We start from the raw sequence: 23121 nt of genomic DNA, 5'->3' as shown, positions 1-23121 counted from the left end.
TTATTTCAAAATCAATCTTTTAGGCAGAATAAATGAAAAAGTACTCCCTTTTCCTAATTTACTCTGTATTTCTAACTGTGAATCATGGTGACTAAGTGCATGTTTTACAATAGCAAGTCCTAATCCACTGCCACCAGTATCTCTTGAACGAGCCTTATCTACACGATAAAAGCGCTCCGTTAAACGAGGAATATGTTGTGGCTCTATTCCTTGACCTGAATCCGTCACTGCCAACATTGCTCCGGACTTCACTTTCTTCCATTCAACAGTAATGTCTGCACCCTCAGTCGTATGTTTAACAGCATTATAAACTAAATTCGAAATCGCACTGCGTAACTGATCTTCATCACCTTGTACTTTAAGGTTATGATCTACATTAAAAGTAATAGCATGATTTCTTTCACCACTTAACGCTACCGCTTCTTTTTCTAAAATATCTAACATAGATGGCACATCAACACGATCTTCTAGCATAGATGTCGCTGCCGCTTCTATCTTAGATAGCGTTAATAGCTGTTCAACTAAACTTTCCATTCGTGATAATTGCTCTGTCATTACGCCGTGAGCTCGATTCCACATTGGCCCAACAAGCATATCAGGATCTTCTGACATCTCTAAATAACCACGCAGTACCGTCATTGGTGTACGTAATTCATGCGACACATTAGCAAAAAAATTACGACGCATTCCTTCTAACTGCTTAATTTGAGTGACATCACGAACCACCATCAAATATTCACCATCACTGTATGTCACGATACGAATTTCAAGCGTTTTATCGGTGTTAATCGGCGACGGCATATCTAATGGAATATCAAAGTTCTGAGTCATTAAATATTGAACAAAATCAGGTGTGCGTATTAAATTCGTGATTGGGTGCCCTGAATCATCAGGCCAACGAAAACCAAGAAGTGATTGCGCTAAGCTGTTACACCAAACGATATTTCCTTCATGACGAAAAACTACCACGGCATCAGGCAGAGCCTCGGCACCTTGCCTAAAACGACGAATTAATGCGGATAACTCTTTGCGACGCTTTTTATGTCTTTTCTGTAAGCGATACGTTTCATCAAAAATCGGTTCCCAACTGCCTGAGGCTGAGGGAGGCGTTGCTTTACGCCCTTCATGTAGCCAGCGAGACATTTTAATCTGGTTATGCAAATGCCAGATTAATAAAATAAACGAGGCAAGAAACAACAATGGCCATATAGCATCAAACAAATACCCTACAATGATCCAAGGTATGTAGAAAAAAGCCAATTCACCGACTAACTTTTTCCAAGAAAGACGTTCAACCATGTATCTTACCTTTTTGTGCTTTTATTGATTATTAATTACGATGCTTGGACAGAGAAACGGTAACCCGCCCCACGAACCGTTTGAACTAGGCGGTCATGACCTTCAAGTTCTAATGCTTTACGAAGACGACGAATATGAACATCAACAGTGCGATCTTCTACATACACATTCGTGCCCCATACATTATTTAATAATTGTTCACGGCTATACACGCGTTCTTGATGCGTCATAAAAAAATGCAGCATTTTAAACTCAGTTGGCCCCATATCTAATGCTTTATTGTTCGCTGTTACGCGATGTGAAACCGGATCTAATTTTAAGCCTTGAACATCTATCAGCTCTTCAACTGATGTTGGAGAAACTCGACGGATAACCGCTTTCAAGCGCGCCATTAATTCTTTTGGTGAAAATGGTTTTGTAATGTAATCATCTGCGCCTACTTCAAGGCCACGGACTTTATCTTCTTCTTCACCACGAGCGGTTAGCATTACAACTGGAATTTTTTTCGTGAACTCATCACGCTTAAGGTGCTTGATCAAATTGATGCCTGAGCCACCTGGCAACATCCAATCCAACAAAATTAAATCAGGGTAAGGTTCGCAGAGTAAACCAAGTGCAGTGTCATAATCTTCTGCTTCTATTGGTTCATATCCTTTCTGCTCTAATACAAAACATAGCATCTCACGGATTGGTGCTTCATCTTCTACGACAAGGATCCTTCTAGACATTCTTTTTTACCTAAATTAGCCAACAAAATTTATAACGCTATTATTAAAGGTAATTATGACACTTTTGTGACTATTGAAAAGAAAAGTTCATAAATTCATCATTCGATTTTCAACCTTATGGGCATTTCCCCAAAATCCCGAAAACTCTACAAGCATAATGAATCAAAATCTCCTATCATAAGCGCACTTACAAAAGACAGGAATTCAGCAGCATGATGTGGTTTAAAAATTGTTTAATTTATCGTTTTACTAAAGAAGTGGATCTCAATCCTGAGCAACTTGAAAAACAACTGAACGATTTCCGTTTCACACCTTGTGGTAGCCAAGATATGCAAAAGTTTGGCTGGGTAACTGCAATGGGCCGTCATGGTGATATGCTGACTCACGTAGCAAGCAAAAATATTCTTATCTGTGCTAAGAAAGAAGAAAAAATGTTGCCAGCGTCTGTGATTAAAGAGTCAATGAACGCAAAAATTGATGCGATGGAAATTGAACAGGGTCGCCCTCTTAAGAAAAAAGAGAAAGACTCTATCAAAGATGACATAGTGATTGATCTTCTTCCTCGCGCTTTCAGCAAACACCAACAAACTTACGCATTAATCTTGCCTGAATCAGGTTTTATTATTGTTGATGCTGGCAGCTACAAAAAAGCAGAAGACGTATTAGCGTTACTTCGTAAATCTATCGGCAGCTTACCTGTTGTTCCTCTTACCTCAACTCAACCAATTGAAAATGCATTAACTGAGTGGGTTAAAACTGGCACTTGTCCTCAAGGTTTTGAGATGGGTGAAGAAGCAGAACTAAAAGCTATTTTAGAAGATGGCGGCGTGATTCGTTGTAAGCAACAAGAATTAGTGTGTGATGAGATCCACGCTCATATTGATGCGAACAAAGTTGTGACTAAATTAGCCCTAACTTGGCAAGACCGTTTAGAGTTTATCCTTGCGGATGACCTATCTCTAAAACGCCTAAAATTCAGCGATGAAATTAAAGACCAAAACGAAGATATTGGTTTTGAAGATAAAGCAGCACGTTTTGATGCTGATTTTTCTCTAATGAGTTCAGAGCTTGATGCTCTACTACCTGATCTTTTCAAAGCACTTGGTGGCATTGAAGAGAAAGAGTAAAAGCAGGACTCAGATCGGTCGCAAGCTCCTTGAAGAGTTCAGAGGTGCTTGCGGCAATCTCTCAGACCAAAAAATCATCTTTGATTCTTTACTTTCAGCGAACATATCTGAAGTTTATTAAGGCTGCGATCTAAGCTCTTAATCCTCTATTTTCTTTACTGCTTTTTCAACCTGAAAGCGAAGCGATCTGAAACCTTTCTTTATACCCTAGCACTTCCCTCACTTTCCATGTAAAATCCGGCCTCCTTCATATCCATGTGATATGACCTGACCTGAGATCAGAATATAAAATTGGGAAGCAATGATGTTTAAACCAGAACTACTTTCGCCTGCGGGCAGCCTTAAAAATATGCGTTATGCGTTTGCCTACGGTGCAGATGCCGTTTATGCAGGCCAACCACGTTACAGCCTTCGTGTTCGTAACAACGAATTCAATCATGAAAACCTAGAAATCGGCATTAACGAAGCGCACGCGCAAGGTAAAAAACTGTATGTGGTATGTAATATCCAACCACATAACTCAAAGTTAAAAACCTTCATTCGTGACTTAGAGCCAATCGTTGCGATGGGACCTGATGCATTAATCATGTCAGATCCTGGTTTAATCATGATGGTTCGTGAAGCATTCCCTGAAGTAGTTATTCACCTGTCAGTTCAAGCTAACGCTGTTAACTGGGCTACAGTGAAATTCTGGTCTACTCAAGGTGTTGAGCGTGTGATCCTATCTCGTGAATTATCACTAGAAGAAATTGAAGAGATCCGTGAACACTGTCCTGATACAGAACTAGAAATTTTTGTACACGGTGCATTATGCATGGCGTACTCTGGTCGCTGCTTACTTTCTGGCTACATGAACAAGCGTGATCCGAACCAAGGTACATGTACTAATGCATGTCGTTGGGAATACAAAGCTGAAGAAGCTAAAGAAGACGAAAACGGTCAGATCGTTGAAGCGAATCCAACCGGTGTTGAGATCCAAGATGTAGAAGTTCAGGACGAGCGTCCAGACAACACACTAGGTTTAGGCAAACCAACTGATGAAGTAGTTCTTCTTTCTGAAGCACACCGCCCTGAAGAAAAAATGGCAGCATTTGAAGACGAGCATGGCACTTACATCATGAACTCTAAAGATCTTCGTGCTATCCAACACGTAGAGCGCCTAACTAAGATGGGTGTACACTCTCTTAAAATCGAAGGTCGTACTAAGTCTTTCTACTACTGTGCTCGTACTGCTCAAGTTTATCGTAAAGCGATTGATGATGCCGTTGCAGGTAAACCATTCGATGAAAGCCTAATGGGTACGCTAGAAAGCCTAGCTCACCGTGGTTACACAGAAGGTTTCTTACGTCGTCATACACATGACACATACCAAAACTACGATTACGGTTACTCTATCTCAGATTCTCAACAATTTGTTGGTGAGTTTACAGGTAAACGCCGTGGTGATTTAGCGGAAGTTGATGTTAAAAATAAATTCCTAGTGGGTGATTCGGTTGAGATCATGACTCCACAAGGTAACTTAACACTAACGCTAGAAGTAATGGAAAACCGTAAGAGCGAAGCGGTAGATGCAGCAAAAGGCAACGGCCACTTTGTATTCATCCCAGTACCTGCAAACGTTGATTTAGAATACGGTCTTCTAATGCGTAACTTACACACGGGTGAAGATACTCGTAACCCACACGGCAAGTAAGTAATGGCGTTATTGATCAATAAGAAATGCATCAATTGTGATATGTGCGAGCCTGAGTGCCCAAACGAAGCAATCAGCATGGGTGACAATATCTACGAGATTAATCCAGACCTATGCACTGAATGTAAGGGGCATTACGATATCCCTACTTGCCAGTCTGTTTGTCCAATCAACAACTGTGTAGTTTCAGATCCAAACAACATAGAAACAGATGAAGAGTTACTAGAGAAATTCGTTAAGCTTCAAGGCCTAGCGTAAACTAAATACTCTTATCTGATTCAATAAAAATGCCCAGTGATATCATCACCGGGCATTTTTTATTTATAGTGCAAATGACTAACAATACAAAGACGTTAGTTTATTTTCCCACTAAACCATACGGCTTACTTATAAATGCTTTGGGTTCATTTTGAATCGTAGGTGCGGCATGTGGCGTTTGCCAATCAAGTAGCATAATCGCTAGTACATTACGGTGCTCACCATCAGTTAAATCCGTGCTGTTTGATGTTGATGGCACCATGCTCTTCTCACGGTTAATCGCGTTTTGAATGTGTTTTTGTGTTTTATAGACTACAGGGTCATCCTCTAACCCTGCTAATAAGAACGTAATTCCTACTTCTGAAATAATGTCTTCTTTTGTTCTCTTTAAGATAGTATCGATGTTATTACGCAGATAATCGTATATCCATTGATGATCAGACTCTTTTAGGGGGTATTGATAATATTGAGAGTCGGCTAATAAAATATGCGTTAAACCATAGATTTTATTGCCATACTGCTGCTTAGAAAGCGCTGCATCTTTATTATCTGGGTAGGCTAATTTGAATGCTTCAACAAACTCATCAACCACATCCTGCTCACCTAATTGACGTAACCAATAAACTTGGTTCGCTAGCTGAGCTGCCCACGCTTTAATCATCGCTTCATCAGTCGCGTATTTTTTAAAATCATAACGACGGATAATTTCTCGCAACTGTTTATCGTTACGATGCTTTAAACCATATTCATTAGCACGAGCCATTGAGCCAAGTAAATCCACACCAAGATAGAAATACTCAGGCATTTTTTTTGTCGCTTGGTAACGTAAAGTACTACGAATGTCAGTGTCATCAACATAGCTACTTAATCGCTTTTGAGAATAGATATCTATTTGTTCGGGCGTATGAACTTCCGAAGATAATTGATTAAGTCGACTTGCCACTCGCGCCATATCAGACCAAACCGCCGCTGAATATTTAGGGTCCATCGTTTGACGATACATTCGTAAACCATAGTGGCCAGCTTTAAATGCCGATAAAGTATAGAGTTGGGTTTCATAAGTATGACGAATAGACGCCGCATCCTGCTTGAAGCTTGGTACTGTTTTTCCACCTTGCATTATTTCTGCATTGGCAGTAGTAAAACTAAGCAGTAAAACAATAAACAGTAATAATGTCCGTTTAAATAACACCATGTCGACTCTCTCATCTATTAAGAAACTAAAAACATAATTGGTTACATAATAAACGAGAAGTATAAGTAACGGTCAAAAAGGTGTAAATAAACCGTGCTTTATCATTTGTTTTGGGCATAAAAAAAACCTAATGATACAAAATGAATATCATTAGGTTTCAATTTATTCGTTGAGCAATAAACTTATTTAGTTAAATCATCAAAGAAGTTTTTAACACCTGATAAGAAACCTTCAGATTTCGGATTGTGCTTTTTCGCATCTTTCCCATCAAAAGATTCTTGGAATTCTTGAAGCAGCTCTTTTTGACGCTTAGTCAGTTTAACTGGAGTCTCAACAATCAGTTTAACGATTAAGTCACCTGTACTGTGCGTACGAACGCCTTTCACACCTTTACCACGCATACGGAACATACGGCCTGTTTGCGTTTCTAGAGGTACTTTTAGGCTTACACGGCCATCAAGAGTAGGGACTTCAACTTCGCCACCTAATGCCGCCATCGTAAAGCTTACTGGCACTTCACAGTATAAGTTGTTGCCGTCACGCTCAAAGATATTGTGCTCTTTTACGTGCACTTGTACGTATAGATCGCCTGCTGGAGCGCCGTGCTCTCCCGCTTCACCTTCGCCAGATAAACGAATGCGATCGCCAGTATCAACACCTGATGGGATCTTAACATTAAGTGTTTTCGTTTTTTGAACGCGACCTTCACCATGACAAGAGTTACATGGGTCTTTAATGATCTTGCCTTTACCATGACAAGTAGGACAAGCCTGCTGTACCGCAAAGAAACCTTGACGCATTTGAACTTGGCCATGACCATGACAAGTGCTACACGTTGATGAAGAAGTGCCTTTCTTAGCGCCAGTACCTTCACATGGATCACAAGACACTAATGTTGGTACTTCAATCTCTTTATCACAACCACGAACCGCTTCTTCTAGCGTAAGTTCCATGTTGTAACGTAAATCTGAACCGCGTTGTGCACGTTGTTGACCACCGCCACGACGACCGCCACCAAAGATGTCACCAAACACATCGCCAAAGATATCGCCAAAGTCACCTTGACCGCCACCGAAGCCGCCACCGCCCATGCCACCTTGTTCAAAGGCTGCATGACCGTATTGATCATAAGCTGAACGTTTTTGAGCATCCGTTAAGATCTCATACGCTACTTTTACTTCTTTAAACTTTTCTGGCGCTGTTTCATCGCCCTGATTACGGTCAGGGTGGAATTTCATCGCTAGACGTTTATAGGCTTTCTTAATATCACGCTCTGAAGCATCACGGCTTACGCCCAATACTTCATAAAAATCACGTTTAGACATGCTTTGGTCACCAATTCTTTTGATACTGCCGGCAGTGACACCATCAGTATGAGTTCAATCTAGATAATTAGGATCAGCACAAACCGAAAGTGATTATCTAGATTGACCTAATTACAAATTTGCGGGCGGTAGAGAAAACTCCAACGCCCGCAATATATTTTTTCATTCGAAGCATTCAAGATATAAGGCTTTTGCTCTTTTCTTAAATGACTAAGGCAATGATTTCTTTAAGCTAGAAGTGTTAAGTCCAAGGAGAAAGCACGCCATTTCTTAGCAAACAAAAGCGCGAACGCAAATGAGTACTTTTAACGCAGGAATTAACCCTTCTAGCGACAAGAAATTACTTGTCTTTTACTTCTTCGAACTCAGCGTCTACTACATCATCTTCTTGCTTAGGTTGCTCACCCGCTTCAGCACCTTGTTGTGCTTGAGCTTTCTGTTGAGCGATTTCCATTAGCTTTTGTGCTGCTTGCATTAGCTCTTGAGTTTTCGCATCGATTGCTTCTTTATCATCGCCTGACTTAACGTCTTCTAGTGCTTTGATTGCTGCTTCGATTTTTTCTTTCTCGTCAGCTGGAAGGGCATCGCCTGCTTCTTCGATTTGTTTCTTCGTACCGTGGATCATTTGATCCGCTTGGTTACGTGCTGTTACTAGCTCTTCGAACTTTTTGTCCGCGTCTTTGTTAGCTTCAGCTTCTTGTACCATTGCTTCGATTTCTTCGTCTGTTAGACCACCAGAAGCTTGGATTGTGATCTTCTGCTCTTTACCAGTCGATTTGTCTTTAGCAGATACGTTTAGGATACCATCAGCATCTAGATCGAATGTTACTTCGATTTGTGGCATGCCACGTGGTGCTGCTTGGATACCTTCTAGGTTAAATTGACCTAGAGATTTATTGTATGTTGCTTGCTTACGCTCACCTTGAAGTACGTGGATTGTTACCGCACTTTGGTTATCTTCAGCAGTTGAGAACGTTTGGTCTGCTTTAGTTGGGATCGTTGTGTTCTTCTCGATTAGCTTAGTCATTACACCGCCCATCGTTTCGATACCGAAAGACAGAGGAGTAACATCTAGAAGAAGTACATCTTTAACGTCACCAGCTAGTACGCCACCTTGAACTGCAGCACCCATTGCTACTGCTTCATCAGGGTTTACGTCACGGCGAGCTTCTTTGCCGAAGAAATCAGCAACTTTAGCTTGAACCATAGGCATACGTGTTTGACCACCGACTAGGATTACGTCAGTGATTTCGCTTACTGATAAATCAGCATCAGCTAGAGCAACTTTTAGTGGTTCAAGCGTACGAACTACTAGGTCTTCAACTAGAGATTCTAGTTTTGCACGCGTTACTTTAACGTTCATGTGCTTAGGACCAGTCGCATCAGCAGTAACGTAAGGAAGGTTTACGTCAGTTTGTTGAGCTGAAGATAATTCAATCTTCGCTTTTTCTGCTGCTTCTTTAACACGTTGCATTGCTAGAGGATCAGTTTTAAGGTCGATGCCTTGCTCTTTCTTAAACTCATCTACTAGGAAGTTGATCATACGGTTATCAAAATCTTCACCACCTAGGTGAGTATCGCCGTTTGTTGCAAGAACTTCGAAAGTTTGCTCGCCATCAACGTTGTCAATTTCAATGATAGAGATATCGAACGTACCACCACCAAGGTCGTATACAGCGATAGTGCGATCGCCGCCTTTTTTGTCTAGACCGTAAGCTAGTGCTGCTGCTGTTGGTTCATTGATGATACGTTTAACATCAAGACCAGCAATACGACCAGCATCTTTAGTTGCTTGACGTTGAGCATCGTTAAAGTAAGCAGGAACAGTAACTACTGCGCCCGTAACTTCTTCGCCTAGGAAATCTTCCGCTGTTTTCTTCATTTTCTTAAGAATTTCAGCAGAAACTTGAGGAGCAGCCATTTTTTGGCCTTGCGCTTCAACCCAAGCATCACCATTGTCAGCTTTAACGATTTTGTACGGCATGATTTCGATGTCACGTTGAACTTCTTCGTCTTCAAAACGACGACCGATCAGACGCTTAATCGCAAATAATGTATTTTGTGGGTTAGTAATCGCTTGACGCTTAGCTGGCTGACCTACAAGAGTTTCGCCATCTGTGTATGCAATTACCGATGCCGTTGTACGTTCACCCTCTGCATTCTCTAAAATACGTGGCGTATCGCCATCTAAAACAGCAACACAAGAGTTAGTTGTACCTAAGTCAATACCAATGATCTTACCCATCAGGTTATCTCCAATTTATCTATTTAAACTCACCCAAAACAACTTGGATAAGGACTGGGACTTAATCCCATAATTCATTCTATGACTAATTAATAAGGGCGTGAAATGACAATTCAAGGGAAACAATAAAAAAAAATCAATTTTATTTTCATCCGAACAAAAAAAAGCCTAACAATCATGCCAGGCTTATCGTTCAGAATATTCTTTCGCCATATCGACTTAGTAAGAATCTTGACAATTCATCACATCAAAATCAATTGGCGGCGGGTTTTGCTGCCACTCTTCTTTGGTTAAATAGGTTTTTCCGCCCGATTTAATATATGGACTATTATCATCAACAATCAATAACCCCTCATCAGCGACAGTTCCCATGTAATACCACGTCGGTGTAGTTGTTAAATATTGAAAGCGACTACCACCAGCTCCCGGTAAATAATTGGCATTAGATAAGTCACCATGAGAAACCGACGTATTCACTGTTGGATAATAATCAGCTCCAGTGCTGATTAACACTTTCGCAGTGCTTATATCTTGCTTTCCTTGCGGTTTATCTGGAACCAACCATGCTTTCATTCGTACAAACGCAGCAAGAACATTCTCACCATCAATGGCAACCTTACTTGTTCCCCCATGCAATGGATAATGATCTGGGTGCAGGGCATATTCTTTAAGCCCATCATTCGAGCGACGATATGGTACATCTTCAATATATTTAATAATGTTGTGAGAATAATAGGCAGCCCAAGACATTGATGTCCTATTTTCAGTAGCATTAACCCATTCTGCGGTTAGCGGATTCATGGTTCCATCAGTTGATTGAAGTAGCCACATATCAGCATCACCAATAACAACTCGAACATTTGTTGCTGTGTTTTTCTGCGCCTCAAATACAGTGAACCATTGGGTCATTCCTGTCCATGCCTCTGAGGTTGTTATACTTTTATCAATGATTTCATCAGCCCAATAAGAGGGAGCTGCGTCCCCACGAGGGATCCCTTGCACAAGGGTCGCTCCACGCGCCCAAGCTGAAGTCTCTGGTGCATTATATAATTTAGCATCGTTTGATAAAGCCATTGATGAATAAGTCTCAGATGCTACAACATGCTCAGCAAAGCTCAACGGCGTATATAAACAAAATGCACTTAAAAGTAGTGTTCTAAACTTCATATTTTTTTCCATATATTTAAACTTGTATCGTTCCATGATGATTAAAATTTAGTAAAAAACAAAACAAAGAACACTGATAAACAAAAGAAAAATATAAAGTTTTGATGCTTATTCCTTATTTCTGAGAGCGATTCCAAAAACAAAGACACACGATCTTAAAATAAAGACAAAAAAAGGCAGTATCATTCCTGACACTGCCTACTTATTAAACATTTAATCTATTTAAAACAATTAATTATTGAGCAACCATAACCATTGCAGGGCGAAGTACTTGCTCATTTAATGAGTAGCCTTTTTGCATTACAATCATTACCGTATTTGATTCATGGTCTGGACTTGCTTGCATGCCAATCGCTTGATGAAGTTCAGGGTTAAATGCTTCACCAACTGGATTAATTACGGTTAGACCAAACTTTTCAACCGTTGAAATAAACGTTTGTAGTGTTAGCTCAACACCTTCAAGCAACGCTTTTGCCGCTTCATTTTCTTTATCGCCATTCTCAAGAGCACGCTCTAGATTATCGATAACAGGAAGCAGTTCACCTGCAAATTTTTTCAACGCGTATTTACGCGCTTTATCAATATCGCCTTCAGCACGACGACGAACGTTTTGCTCTTCTGCTTTAGCTCGTAAAACCGCATCTTGTTGGTCTTTAAGCTGTGCTTGGCTTGCAAGTAATGCCGCTTCTAGTTCCGCGATTTTTGCTTCTTGGTTATCTTCTGAAGATTCATTCCACTCTACATCAGCCTCTGTACCAACGGCTTCAATGTGATCTTCTACTACTGCTTCTTCGTTAACTTTGTTTTCTTCGTTGTTCATTACTGCTTCTCCAGAATGCTAATGATTAGCTATATAAAGCGATCTTAATACAAACCAAGGCATCGCTCTATAAGCAAATTAAAACTTTGTCATTATTATGGGGACTAAATAAAGCGATTCAAGCATAATAGTACTAATTGTAACATTTGTTGCCCATTTCATGACGGATGATGGATATGAAAACAGCCTTTAACGTTATCGCAATCATTGGTAAACCAAGAGACCCAAGTGCAGTAAAAACACATTTAGCTCTCTATAATTGGCTTACTGGATTAAATTACCCTGTATTAATCGATAGCCGTTTACGTGAAGCTCTACCTGATATTCCTGATGAACACTTTAATCACCTATTAAAATTAGGCGAACAAGCCGACCTTGCTATTGTTGTCGGTGGTGATGGCAATATGCTAGGTGCAGCTCGTGTTCTATCCCGTTTCGATATCTCTGTAATTGGTGTTAACAGAGGTAATCTTGGCTTTCTAACCGACCTTGATCCTGATAATTTTGAAGAGCCACTACAGGCTGTATTAAATGGTGAATTCGTTAAAGAGGAACGCTTTTTACTTGAAGCTGAGGTTCACCGCCATGGACAAGTGAAAAGCCATAATACGGCATTTAATGAAGTCGTTCTTCACCCCGGCCAAGTCGCTCATATGATAGAGTTTGAGGTCTATATTGATGAAAGTTTTGCTTTCTCACAACGTTCAGATGGTTTAATCATCTCAACGCCAACAGGATCTACCGCTTATTCTCTTTCTGGTGGCGGTCCCATTCTGTCACCAAACCTAAATGCAATCTCAATAGTCCCAATGTTTCCGCATACTCTTTCAAGCCGACCATTGGTTGTTGAAGGTAAGCGTCACATTAAATTATTCATCTCACCAGAAAATCGTAGTTCATTAGAAGTGAGTTGTGATGGACAAGTATCTTTACCGGTTAGTCCTGGAGATGAAGTTCATATTTTCCAAAGCCCAAGCAAGCTAAAGCTTATTCACCCTAAAGATTATAGCTACTATCATGTACTTAGAAATAAACTTGGTTGGTCAAGTAAACTCTTCTAATCTCTAAATACAGATAAAGATAAGCCACTCACAAAAAGTTAATTTAAACTTTACTGTATAAAGAAACAGTATATACTGTTTCTTTATACAGTGTTTTTAGTGTTTAAATTTCACAGAGAATGGCTTATGTTGGCACATATCAAAATTACTCATTTCGCAATTGTAAAATCATTAGAGCTTGATTTAACCAAAGGCATGACCACTATTACTGGTGAGACTGGTGCAGGTAAATCTATTGCTATTGATGCACTTGGTTTATGTTTAGGCGATCGCGCCGAAGCTTCTATGGTTCGCCAAGGAGAAGAGAAAGCAGAGATCACCGTACTCTTCACATTAGAAAATAACCTAAATGCTAAACGATGGTTAGAAGACAATGAACTCTATGATGGTAATGAGTGTATTTTACGCCGTGTAATCACTAAAGAAGGTCGCTCTCGCGGCTTTATCAATGGTAGTCCTGTTCCTGCTGCACAACTAAAAACACTAGGTCACCTACTGATTAATATTCACGGGCAACATGCTCATCATGAATTAATGAAACCAGACTATCAATTGAATATGTTAGATCAGTATGCGGGGCATGTTTCTTTACTAAATAAAACACGCAGCCGTTACCAAGCGTGGCGTCAAGCAGATAATTCCCTAAAGCAATTCATCAAGAACAGTCAACAAAATGAAGCTCAAAAGCAATTAATTGAATATCAAATAAAAGAATTAAACGAGCTGGCTTTAGGCGAAGAAGAATTCGTACAACTAGAAGAAGATCATAAACGTCTTTCTAATTCTGGTGAGTTAGTAGATTACTGCCAACAAGCGGTGTCTGTCTTATATGAAAATGACGAAGTAAATGCACTTCAATTGCTGCAATATGCGAACAATCATATTCAACAACTTGGTCAATTAGACCCTCAACTAGCACCATTATCAGAGATGCTTAATGAAGCTATGATACAAGTTGAAGAAGCCAATCATGAATTAAAAAATTATTTAGATTGTATCGATGTTGACCCTGAGCAAATCGCATTTGTTGAAGAACGTTTTAGCCGAGTAATGTCTATGGCTAAAAAACATCACGTACTTGCCGAAGAGTTGTATGAACACCATCAACAATTATTAGCAGAATACGATCGTCTTGATTGCTCAGATGAAAAACGTGAGCAACGAGAGCAAGAAGTCGAAGAACTAAAACTGCACTTTTTAGAAGCGGCACATAAACTCACCAAAAGTCGTCAACGCTATGCAAAAGAATTAAACAACAAAATCACCGAAAGTATGCAAACGCTAAGCATGGAAAAAGCGGTATTTGATATCCAAATAGAAAGCGATGGTGTGACTAAAATATCACCGCTTGGTATAGATACTTTATGCTTTAAAGTTTCAACAAACCCAGGTCAACCTTTGCACCCTATTGCAAAAGTAGCCTCTGGTGGTGAGTTATCTCGTATCTCTTTAGCAATTCAAGTTATCACTGCTCAAAAAGTCGATACGCCAAGTTTGATTTTCGATGAAGTTGATGTAGGTATTAGCGGACCAACCGCAGCAGTAGTTGGTAAAATGTTGCGAACACTTGGCGAATCAACCCAAGTACTTTGTGTTACTCACTTACCGCAAGTTGCGGGTTGTGGGCATAACCAATTATTTGTTGCTAAGCACACCAATTCAGGTAAGACAGAAACTCAAATGCGAGCATTAAGCACAGAAGAACGCATCGAAGAGTTAGCTCGTTTGCTAGGTGGTACGCAAATTACAGACCACACATTAGCGAATGCAAAAGAGTTGCTAAATGCCGCTTAACCGCACCGACTTATAGTGATATAAACCAATAAAAGCCAATATCAAACTCATGATATTGGCTTTTTTATTTCCATTTTCCTCTGAAAACTCACAATAGAATGCAACTAGATTCAAAATTTAGGGTCAAAACACATCAGAACACGCTTAACCTTTTTACTTATTAGGTCAGCTTGTTTATCATCTAATCATTATTTTAAAGGCTAAGCTGTACGAACTATGCAATTCAAAAAATGGATCATTGCTCTACCCCTTGCTGTTGGACTTCTGGGTGGTTGCTCGCTATTAGAACCATTGGTATATCGAATCGATATTACCCAAGGTAATTACGTCGAACAGGAAGCCGTCGATAAACTGCGATTTGGAATGACAAAACAACAAGTACAGTTTGTTATGGGTTCTCCAATGCTTGTTGAATCAGGCTACCCAAATACTTGGTACTATATTTACCTATTTACTCATGGCCATGAAGATTCAGTACAAAAAGATCTTATTGTTCACTTTGATAACAATGGAAATTTAACCAGTATTGATGGTGTGTTTCCTATGAGTGATAGTTTCTACGAGAAGATTTAATTTTCTTTAAAGAAGCACTAAATACAAAAAAACCGGAGTTCGTAAAACGAACTCCGGTTTTTTATTCACTTTAGAAAGCAGTTTTCACTATTTCTTTCTTGCTTCTTTTTTCGCTTGTTCTGCTCTTTTTCGACGAATCTCTTTTGGATCAGCTAATAAAGGACGATAAATTTCAATACGATCTTTATCTCTAATTGTCGCATCCAACTTTATATTTCGACTAAATACACCGACCTTATTCACGGTAAGGTCGATATCAGAATAGCGCTCTAACACACCAGATTGCCTAATGATCTCTTCTACTGTTTGGTCTGCTTTTACAGCAAGTTTAAAAACCACTTGCTCTGTAGGCAGCGCATAGACCACTTCAACGTGGATCATCTCATTAATTACTGACATAAACCTGCTTCGCTCTTTGGGTAAATGAATTCACCATATTGTTCGTTAGCTCTTGAAATACCTTACCAAACGCCATTGCTACCAAGGCATTTGAAAATTCAAATTCGAGCTTTAATTCTACTTTACAAGCCGTTTCATCGAGTGCAATAAAATGCCAACCACCAGTAAGTGATTTGAAAGGACCATCGACTAAATTCATACCAATGACTTCAGAGTCAACTAATGTATTCTTTGTCGTAAATGTTTTTTTTATACCTGCTTTAGCAACATCAACAGATGCGATCATTGAGCCTTTAGTTTGCTCGATGATCTGTGAGCCAGAGCACCCTGGTAGAAATTGAGGGTATGAGGCAACATCATTGACTAAATCGTACATCTGCTTTGCGCTAAACGGCACTAATGCAGATCGGCTAACCTGAGGCATAAATTATCCTTTACATTATAGAGGTAAGCATCATACCATCTTGAATTAGCTTGAGTATATATAGTCAAACCACTTCTCTATCAGTATAATGTGGGCATTATGGCAAAGAAAAAATCAAAAGATAAAGCGGGCAGTAATACCATTGCTATGAACAAGCAAGCTCGCCACGAATATTTCATTGAAGATGAAATCGAAGCAGGGGTTGAACTCCAAGGCTGGGAAGTTAAATCTCTTCGTTCTGGTAAAGTTAATATCGCGGAAAGCTATGTTTATGTTCGCGACGGCGAAATTTTCATTAGTGGTATGAACATCACACCACTGCAAGCAGCATCGACTCATGTTGTAGCGAATCCAACTCGTATTCGTAAATTGCTAATGAGCCGTAAAGAAATTGATAACCTCATCGGTCGTGTAAACCGTGAGGGTATGACTCTTGTTGCAACAACAATGTACTGGGTTCGCTCTTGGGCGAAGATTAAGGTTGGCGTAGCAAAAGGTAAGAAACTGCACGATAAACGTACAGATTCAAAAGAAAAAGACTGGAACAGAGATAAAGCACGAATTATGAAGAGTAGTTTGCGTTAATTTCAACCAGTTAGATGGATACTAGCTAGACAGACGCTGTTTTTCTGTTAGTATCATCTGGTAACAACTTTGGGGCTGATTCAGGATTCGACGGGAATTTTGAAACCCGAGGAGCATGTCGTGGGGCGGTTGGCCACGTAAAAAGCCGCAAAAAAATAGTCGCAAACGACGAAAACTACGCACTAGCAGCTTAATAACCTGCTCAGAGCTCTCCTGCCCTAGCTTCCGTTTGTAAGACGGGGAATAACAGGGGATCAAACCCAAACGAACTAGAATGGATTCTCCCACCTGAGAGATGAAGTTCGAATTATAATTCAGGTTAGCCATAAGATAGCGTGTCGGTTCGCAGTTTTACGGTGAAATTAAAGATCGACTAAACATGTAGCGCCAACGGTGAACGGTTCTCGGACGGGGGTTCAAATCCCCCCAGCTCCACCAAACGTTTGGAAAAAGCGGTAAATCACTGATTTACCGCTTTTTTTATGTTTTTTAGTTAGCTTTTTGACTGTTTGGTACTAAAACTAGGTACTAAAATATGCGCGGTCTAAAAATATCAAAAACTGGTAACTGGCTATTCAGATATCAAATTCCCCTACGCCATCGACACCTTTTCGACAGTAAATACGAAATCAAACGCTCTCTTCGTACATCCGACAGACAAATTGCATTAGTTAAAGCATTACAGATAGAACTAGAAATACGTATTTCGATTCAGAACAATACGCCCCTATCTGCCTCTAAAACAGAATTTCACGCACCTGAGAAACCTGCATCACCTGCATTTTTAATTCCGAAAGCAAAAACAACATCACTAGACCCTTTCAAGTGTCTCGAAAAGTACAGAGACTCCAAACAAGATCTCGTTAATCCAAAAACAATTGGTATGGCTTATGCGAAATGTCATATCGTACTTACGCTGCTCAGAGCTAAAGGCATAAAAGATATTCGTCGACTTCAAGCAGAAGAGGCTCGCTCCTTGTTGAACCAATATCCTGTCAATGCAACTAAACATAAGAAATTTGATCGGATGAAAGGTCAGCAGCTAATAGAAGCTAATAAAAAACATAAACTTCCCACCCTAAGCACTGAGAGCGTCAAAGATTACATTCAAAAATGCTCGTCTTTTTTTGAATGGTGTTTGCAGATGGAAATGACGGACATCAACCCATTTAAGGGGATGAGATTCAAGAAAACTCGCAAGGACAGCGAAGCCAAAAACGCCTACAGCCATGCTGACCTTAAAAAACTGTTCAATACAGAGATCCATACCCAGAAGAAATATAAACATCCTCATTACTACTGGCTGCCACTTCTAGGCTTATACACTGGCGCACGTTTAAACGAGCTCTGTCAACTCTATCGCCAAGATATATGTAACAAAGAGGGTATATGGGTCATTAAGATTGACGATAAGCTTGAGGGACAACGGCTCAAAAACAACAGTAGCCGCAGGTTAATCCCGATTCATGACAAACTGTTAGAACTTGGCTTTATTGACTTCATCAACAGCGTACAACATGAACGAATCTTCCCTACCCTTAAACAAGAACGTGATGGTTTTGGTACAGCCGCTTCCAAATGGTTTGGACGGTTTAAAAGCAAGCTAGGATTTGAACGTGGGCATGACTTTCACTCATTTAGGCACACGGTTGCAACTCAACTAAAACATGCCGAAGTATCTGCTGTTCTTGCTGGTGAAATATTAGGACATTCTCAAAACAACATTACTTACGATCGATACGGTAAAGGTATGAACCTTAAAAAACTCAAGCAAACAATCAATATTATTAATATTAACCAATAGCTTATTTTACTTTTTTTGTTGCAGTGATTATTCAGTAAAAGATTGTGCTACTGAGTACGCGATACATTTAATTATTGCTGGGCATCGCGAAGTGCTGCTCAGTAACTCTCACTCCAGAGCAAAAATGGACTCTCAGCTAAGTTTTTCCTCCTACTCGGATCTGCAACTGCACAAGTTGGCAAAAAGCAGTATCTGCCCCCCTAATACCCATTAAACTTTTTGAGGCGAAATATGCAATTAAGTGTGTGATAATAGATAGAATTCAGAAATAAGGTGTGTAATTTGAAAAGGTTAATTAGTCAGGAAGACTTACCAGAGACAGTTTGGTGCTCAATTAAATCTGAAATGCAGTTGCCAGATAACCTAGTCAGTTCTTGGGTGCAATTACTAACAAATAATGGGCTAGAAGAGCTGGCTAAAACACCAGCAGAACAAGGCTTTATAGGTGGAATTAGCCAAGAAGACACGAATAAGCATTTAGCTTGGCGTTACAATGGCTCATGTGCCAGAGTCATTTTATCGATGTTGGATCCTAAACACGAATTGACAGAAGTTTCTAACGCATATGCAAAATTATTTTCAGGTAATCGAGTTTTTCTTGCTGATATCCCAAGTGGTAGTGGTGCTGCTGCAATTTCTATACTTTGCACTTTCGCTGAATTACGTAAGAAAGATGTACTTCCAAGGCATCCGCTTGAGGTCGTGATTGTTGCTGGTGAGATCTCACAATTTGCTCTGGACTACTATAAAACACAACTTGAATTCATCGCCCCTATGCTTGCGGAGCAAGCCATAAAAATAGTGGAAAGCTCTTTTGTGCATTGGGACATACTAAATAAACAAAGTACCACTAATCTAATTAGAGAGATGACGGTTAAGAGTGTTAATTGTCAAAGCAGAATGCTAGTTGTTTGTAATTTCAGTGGTTTCTTAGCTTCTGACAGCGGTCGATGGAAAAAGGCAACTGTGCCATTAGAGGAAATTTTTAGGCATAGTACCGATGATAATAGTGCCGTAATTTGGATTGAACCTCAAACTAATAAAGTAACTAGTTTCTTTTCAAAACTAAGAGATTGGTTTTCAGACAAGCTTAGCTATTTAATGTCTGATCAACAAAAAACTGAGCAGCTTAACTCTACTGCAATATGCAAGCACTCTCTAATAGATGGTGAGTTTAGAGTGCAATTGTCAGTTCATCGATTTGACTTACCTAGGAATAATTAATGACTTCAGTAATAGCACTAAAAACGTTGAATCAGTACCGACGAAGAGATATTTACGCTTATTTAGGACTCCGGTATTACCTGAATAATTCTAGTACTAATAGTGATTTCTGGCTAGAGGAAGTATGTTGTAAACTTACATTAGAAGGGACTGAATATGGCTATTTGAAAAGCTTCCACTATAAAGATTACAACGATAAACAATATGTCTATCGAGATGTGTACTTACCAGCACCAAATGAAACACTGAGTGAGGCATTTCTCATAAGTAAGTTATCAGCGTATCAGGAGTTTCATCCCCAGCCTTATGTATTCAGCTATAGGTATGCCGAAGAAAGTGATTTGTCTGGTATCTTCTCACCATATTTTAATGGGGTCAAAGAGCGACATAAGTTTATTGAAAATCTTTGCTGGGAAAATGAAAATAGCTTTGTTCTATATACTGATATCAAGAAATTTTATCCAAGCATTAAATCTGAAGATGTCTTAAAGGTTTGGAATGATAAATGTGATAGTTCTGGAATTGACTCTAAGTATAAATTATTAGGGGAAAAAATCCTCAGAAACCACATCGATCTAAACGTTAAAAATACTACTGGTGATAGTATATTAACTGGACCGATGCTTAGTCATGTCATAGCAAACTTACTCTTAGATGATATTGATAAGAAAATGTACGCACTTACAAATGGGCGTTATTGTCGATATGTAGATGACGTAATTTTTGTGGGAAGCCAGAGTGAATTGGAGTCTTGGCGAGATAAACTTGAAAGTGATTTTTCGGATTTAGGGCTTGAGCTACATGATGGGGCAAAAGATTTTTCGGTTAGCAACAGTGAATGGCTTGCAGGTGCTAATGATTTCAATTCATCTATAAGTCTCAATTGGATGAAGTTAATTGCTAATTTGAAACGTTTTTTATTTGCCAATGCTGATCAAAAAGACGACTTGATGCAAGCCTTTAAGGATAACTCCATCCGTATACCAATATTGGATTATTCTGTTGCTGTAAAGGAGTCCTCAGCAATTGAAAAGATGGCCGATTGGATCAAGAAATATAGCTGGTCTGAAAAAGTTATTAGAGAAATATCGATTAAAACCTTAATCTCACAAGCTATGGCTTGTAAGTTCGATATGCTAGAGAAAATCTATGAATATCTCGAACTACTAATTACTACTAACGAATATGAAAGAAAACGATATATCCCTAAAATAAAGTTTCTTTCGGGTAGGTTATTGATGCTGTCAAATCATGAGGAATTACATCAATTATCCGAGAAGCTTGCTGACATAGAGGATTTTCATCAATTAAAAGTCACAATTCAATGCTTACTTACCAGAGATGTAACTGAAAGCTTGAAAATGGGAGCGAATGCTACACAAGCAGTAGCTCAGCTTTTAGCTATTGAACCATATTCCGTAACTATTGATATTGCCGCTCTTAACGGTGTTGATACTCGTGTTATAGAGCAATCTTTAGCTGTACTCGATATCAATGGTATTGACTATAATCATGATAATCCTCCAAGTGAGTTAAGACTGTTCTCTAAAGGTCTTGAAATTAGGGAATTAATGGCCTCTGATGATCGATATATTAAAGAGTTAGCAGCTTTACATGGTATCTGTGCTGCTCGGCATACCGAAACCTTGCTGACTTGTTTTGATCGAAATGAAGAGCTGGCAATTGATATTTTGAACCAAGTACAAAGCTCGAAAAGTGGTTAGATGTCAAATCTGTGCTGCATTTGGCATTTAGTCTGTTTGCAGCACAGGCAATGATCCGACTAAACTAAATTATTAATATAGATAGCTTGGCGAAATTACCTATACTTAAAGCAAGTTATTGATTATTAATTTAGTAAGGTCATTAACCTACCCTGCCAAACTTATCTCGATTTTTCTGCTATATGCTCGCATGTAGAGATAAAACGAGCCGCCAAACGGAGTGCGGCAGCTCTTGTGGAGAATACTCCTAAAAACGTCTCAAGTCAGGCTTTGGTGATGCTGCTACCAAATAGAGAACAATGCTTTCCAGTATTTGCTTCGCTTTGGCCTCATTGTCTTCTTTTATAATTTCCGAATCCATAGGGATATCATTCCCATCTATTTGATCTGTTAACATTGTAGCTGTCAAATGAATATCAACCACTGAACACAACCACTCATATTTATTTGTTCTATCCTTTATGTCTTGTCCATTAATAAAACTAACATTTTCACAGTACCGAGAAATTATTGATAATATATCTTTATAACGGCGATCTCTATTTACTAATTCCTTGGCTGCATCTAACTTCAGTTCATCAAAACTTGAATTTAATTTATCGATAAAAAGCATAATGTTTATTTTAAATATAGATATTTATCAGTGCCTACACAAGGGGCTTGGGGATATTTCTCCAACAAGATGGAACAATAGCGAAGCTATTGTCCTATCTTGAACTCCGGAATAATAAATAGATTTGACTTACATTTTTATAGTTAATATAACTAAAATAAAATCATGATAAAAAACTGGACGGTAATCACTCAACCTGTGAAGTATGGAAGTAAAGGTGTCGCTTACAGGGAAAGATATATCACATCAACAAAACATCCAAATCATACGAATACAACCGAAATATTTTCAGTTATTGGGAATGAGCATACATCTAAATATATAGCGCTTATCGGTGAGCAATATCGATTGCGCCAACAAATGGGGCATAAAGCGGGTCGTCACCTGTCATCATATGCCATGGAATATTGCTTAACTTTACCTAAAAGTATTGTTCCGACAAACGAGCAATGGAAAGAAATTATCACAAGCTGTTGTAAATCTTTATTTCAAGTTTGTAACTTAACTAATGAAGACGAATTCTATTTCAAAAAAAACATTAGAGCTGTCATACATCGACAAAACCAAGAAAACAAAATGGGGAGTGGTGATCATGTCCATTTAATCGTAGGGAAAGTTCTAGCAGGGAGAAACACCAGAGTCTTAAAGGAACTTCAACAGAAAAAAGCAACCAAAGTATTAAAGACAGCTTTTAACATCGCCGTATTAAAACATGTTGGATTAAATTATCGTGATTACACTCCATCTGAACTGAATAAGTCAAAAAAACTTGAGACTTGGAAGTATCACTATGCTAAAAACTTAGAAAATGAAAAAATGATCATTAAGATACAAAGTCAAATAGATAAATGGTTCATAGCCAATAATGAAAAAAACAGTCGACAACTAAATCGCCAGTTTAATCGTATAACTAAAACCTATTTAATGTTAAATAAGTCAGACCTGCCTAACATAGTAAAAATAGAAGATAGCATTAAAGCCATTGAAAAAATATCTAATAGAAAAATAATTCACTAAATATAAATACCTGCAATACCTGTATTAAGATCTTGCAGGTATTGCA

21 protein-coding genes and 1 other RNA gene are annotated in these 23121 nt (G+C 39.1%); 12 read left to right on the top strand and 10 right to left on the bottom strand.

The window, feature by feature from the left end:
- On the bottom strand, positions 1-1299 hold the full coding sequence (gene phoR, locus BTO23_RS01130; RefSeq protein ID WP_060991690.1) for a phosphate regulon sensor histidine kinase PhoR: 1299 nt from the start codon (positions 1297-1299) through the stop codon (positions 1-3).
- Positions 1300-1334: 35 nt separating this feature from the next.
- Positions 1335-2027 carry a phosphate regulon transcriptional regulator PhoB gene (gene phoB, locus BTO23_RS01125; RefSeq protein WP_060991691.1) on the bottom strand — a complete coding sequence of 231 codons (693 nt, stop codon included), beginning with the start codon at positions 2025-2027 and terminating at the stop codon, positions 1335-1337.
- A 215-nt stretch (positions 2028-2242) separates the two neighbouring features.
- Between phoB and rdgC the strand changes: the two genes are divergently transcribed.
- From rdgC to BTO23_RS01110, 3 genes are all read left to right on the top strand, one after another.
- On the top strand, positions 2243-3154 hold the full coding sequence (rdgC, locus tag BTO23_RS01120) for a recombination-associated protein RdgC (protein WP_172795133.1): 912 nt from the start codon (positions 2243-2245) through the stop codon (positions 3152-3154).
- Positions 3155-3458: 304 nt separating this feature from the next.
- Positions 3459-4847 (top strand): prephenate-dependent tRNA uridine(34) hydroxylase TrhP, encoded by a 1389-nt coding sequence (gene trhP / locus BTO23_RS01115; protein ID WP_060991693.1) that lies wholly within the window; start codon positions 3459-3461, stop codon positions 4845-4847.
- Positions 4848-4850: 3 nt separating this feature from the next.
- Complete coding sequence (locus BTO23_RS01110) at positions 4851-5105, top strand: YfhL family 4Fe-4S dicluster ferredoxin (protein ID WP_060991694.1); 255 nt, start codon at positions 4851-4853, stop codon at positions 5103-5105.
- 100 nt (positions 5106-5205) lie between these two features.
- On the opposite strand, the gene BTO23_RS01105 is transcribed toward BTO23_RS01110, so the two are convergent.
- From BTO23_RS01105 to grpE, 5 genes are all read right to left on the bottom strand, one after another.
- A complete protein-coding gene (locus BTO23_RS01105; RefSeq protein WP_105062840.1) occupies positions 5206-6300 on the bottom strand; it encodes a DUF3541 domain-containing protein in 1095 nt (364 codons plus the stop codon).
- Positions 6301-6482: 182 nt separating this feature from the next.
- Complete coding sequence (dnaJ, locus tag BTO23_RS01100; protein WP_105062839.1) at positions 6483-7625, bottom strand: molecular chaperone DnaJ; 1143 nt, start codon at positions 7623-7625, stop codon at positions 6483-6485.
- Positions 7626-7965: 340 nt separating this feature from the next.
- Entirely contained in the window at positions 7966-9870 is a 1905-nt protein-coding gene (dnaK, locus tag BTO23_RS01095; RefSeq protein WP_060991700.1) for a molecular chaperone DnaK, read from the bottom strand.
- 219 nt (positions 9871-10089) lie between these two features.
- Positions 10090-11037 carry a hypothetical protein gene (locus tag BTO23_RS01090; RefSeq protein ID WP_061003096.1) on the bottom strand — a complete coding sequence of 316 codons (948 nt, stop codon included), beginning with the start codon at positions 11035-11037 and terminating at the stop codon, positions 10090-10092.
- A 235-nt stretch (positions 11038-11272) separates the two neighbouring features.
- The gene (gene grpE / locus BTO23_RS01085; protein ID WP_060991702.1) at positions 11273-11857 is read right to left on the bottom strand and encodes a nucleotide exchange factor GrpE; all 585 of its coding nucleotides are present in this window, start codon (positions 11855-11857) and stop codon (positions 11273-11275) included.
- Positions 11858-12033: 176 nt separating this feature from the next.
- Between grpE and nadK the strand changes: the two genes are divergently transcribed.
- The 3 genes from nadK to bamE all read left to right on the top strand — a co-directional run bounded on the left by nadK (position 12034) and on the right by bamE (position 15285).
- Positions 12034-12918 carry an NAD(+) kinase gene (nadK, locus tag BTO23_RS01080; RefSeq protein WP_060991703.1) on the top strand — a complete coding sequence of 295 codons (885 nt, stop codon included), beginning with the start codon at positions 12034-12036 and terminating at the stop codon, positions 12916-12918.
- A 126-nt stretch (positions 12919-13044) separates the two neighbouring features.
- Positions 13045-14712 (top strand): DNA repair protein RecN, encoded by a 1668-nt coding sequence (gene recN / locus BTO23_RS01075; RefSeq protein ID WP_060991704.1) that lies wholly within the window; start codon positions 13045-13047, stop codon positions 14710-14712.
- Between the two features lie 216 nt (positions 14713-14928).
- Positions 14929-15285, top strand: coding sequence for an outer membrane protein assembly factor BamE (bamE, locus tag BTO23_RS01070; protein WP_105062837.1), 357 nt, complete (start codon positions 14929-14931; stop codon positions 15283-15285).
- A gap of 87 nt (positions 15286-15372) precedes the next feature.
- Here the strand turns inward: bamE and BTO23_RS01065 are convergent, their stop codons facing one another.
- Both BTO23_RS01065 and BTO23_RS01060 read right to left on the bottom strand, forming a co-directional pair.
- Positions 15373-15684 (bottom strand): RnfH family protein, encoded by a 312-nt coding sequence (locus BTO23_RS01065; RefSeq protein ID WP_060991706.1) that lies wholly within the window; start codon positions 15682-15684, stop codon positions 15373-15375.
- Entirely contained in the window at positions 15671-16108 is a 438-nt protein-coding gene (locus BTO23_RS01060; RefSeq protein WP_060991707.1) for an SRPBCC family protein, read from the bottom strand. The genes BTO23_RS01065 and BTO23_RS01060 overlap by 14 nt, the downstream gene beginning before the upstream one ends.
- A 99-nt stretch (positions 16109-16207) precedes the next feature.
- Here BTO23_RS01060 and smpB point away from each other — a divergent pair, with 99 nt between their 5' ends.
- The 5 genes from smpB to BTO23_RS01035 all read left to right on the top strand — a co-directional run bounded on the left by smpB (position 16208) and on the right by BTO23_RS01035 (position 21445).
- Positions 16208-16693, top strand: coding sequence for an SsrA-binding protein SmpB (gene smpB, locus BTO23_RS01055; protein ID WP_060991708.1), 486 nt, complete (start codon positions 16208-16210; stop codon positions 16691-16693).
- Between the two features lie 71 nt (positions 16694-16764).
- Positions 16765-17131, top strand: a transfer-messenger RNA (tmRNA) gene (gene ssrA / locus BTO23_RS01050).
- 97 nt (positions 17132-17228) lie between these two features.
- A complete protein-coding gene (locus tag BTO23_RS01045) occupies positions 17229-18497 on the top strand; it encodes a site-specific integrase (RefSeq protein ID WP_105062836.1) in 1269 nt (422 codons plus the stop codon).
- 282 nt (positions 18498-18779) lie between these two features.
- Positions 18780-19721: a hypothetical protein gene (locus BTO23_RS01040; RefSeq protein ID WP_105062835.1), complete on the top strand. Its 942-nt coding sequence runs from the start codon at positions 18780-18782 to the stop codon at positions 19719-19721.
- Entirely contained in the window at positions 19721-21445 is a 1725-nt protein-coding gene (locus BTO23_RS01035; RefSeq protein WP_105062834.1) for an RNA-directed DNA polymerase, read from the top strand. The genes BTO23_RS01040 and BTO23_RS01035 overlap by 1 nt, the downstream gene beginning before the upstream one ends.
- Positions 21446-21692: 247 nt before the next feature.
- Here the strand turns inward: BTO23_RS01035 and BTO23_RS01030 are convergent, their stop codons facing one another.
- Positions 21693-22058: a hypothetical protein gene (locus tag BTO23_RS01030; RefSeq protein ID WP_105062833.1), complete on the bottom strand. Its 366-nt coding sequence runs from the start codon at positions 22056-22058 to the stop codon at positions 21693-21695.
- Between the two features lie 165 nt (positions 22059-22223).
- Here BTO23_RS01030 and BTO23_RS01025 point away from each other — a divergent pair, with 165 nt between their 5' ends.
- Complete coding sequence (locus BTO23_RS01025) at positions 22224-23075, top strand: hypothetical protein (protein ID WP_105062832.1); 852 nt, start codon at positions 22224-22226, stop codon at positions 23073-23075.
- Positions 23076-23121: the final 46 nt, after the last annotated feature.

The organism is Aliivibrio sifiae (assembly GCF_002954715.1).
GTDB lineage: Bacteria > Pseudomonadota > Gammaproteobacteria > Enterobacterales > Vibrionaceae > Aliivibrio > Aliivibrio sifiae.
The sequence above is the reverse complement of the archived record's forward strand: the minus strand, read 5'-3'. Positions and strand labels throughout refer to the sequence as shown.